Genomic DNA, 666 nt, shown 5'->3' with positions numbered 1-666 from the left:
TATTTACTGAAAATATGACTAATGGAAAAGGCTTTATGGGAGTTGCTGCAATGTTTTTTGGAAATGCTAACCCTATTTTTTCTTGGATAGGCTGTACTTTATTTGGACTTATAGATTCAATTGGAGCTAGACTTCAATCTTACGGTTGGCCTTCTCAATTTGTACTTATGCTTCCTTATGTTATTACTATATTGGTATTAACTATATCTATGATTCATAAGAAAAGAAGAGAAATAAAAATAAAAAGTTCTTTAAATAAAGTTAAAGAATAATCAATATTTTATATTAAACAAATAATTAAAGGAGAAAATAAATGGAAAAAATAATACTTGACTGCGACCCAGGACATGATGATGCCGTTGCTATTTTGATGGCAGGAATACACCCTAGCATACAATTGCTTGGAATTACAACTGTTGCTGGAAATCAAACTTTAAACAAAACTACAATAAATGCACTTAATGTATGTCAGTATTTAAATATAGATGTTCCAGTTTGTTCTGGTATGAGTTTGCCTATGGTAAGAAAGGTTCAAACTATAGCTAATGATATTCATGGAGAAAGCGGATTAGATGGTCCTGTTTTTGATAAACTTACAAAAGAATTAGATAAAAGACATGCTGTAAACTTTATAATAGAAACTTTAAAAAACAGCAATGAAAAAAT

At 29.3% G+C, this 666-nt stretch carries 1 protein-coding gene and 1 pseudogene; both read left to right on the top strand.

What is annotated here, in order from left to right; all coding sequences use genetic code 11:
- A pseudogene (locus tag GQX97_RS13625) lies at positions 1-272 on the top strand (ABC transporter permease); the annotation flags it as partial.
- 41 nt (positions 273-313) lie between these two features.
- Positions 314-666: nucleoside hydrolase (locus GQX97_RS13620; RefSeq protein ID WP_198391260.1), on the top strand; the 353-nt coding region annotated here is incomplete at its 3' end.

Origin of the sequence: Brachyspira sp. SAP_772, from assembly GCF_009755885.1 — a bacterium.
In the GTDB taxonomy this organism is placed as follows: Bacteria; Spirochaetota; Brachyspiria; order Brachyspirales; family Brachyspiraceae; genus Brachyspira.
Note: the sequence above shows the minus strand (reverse complement) of the source record. Positions and strands in the feature narration are given on the sequence as shown.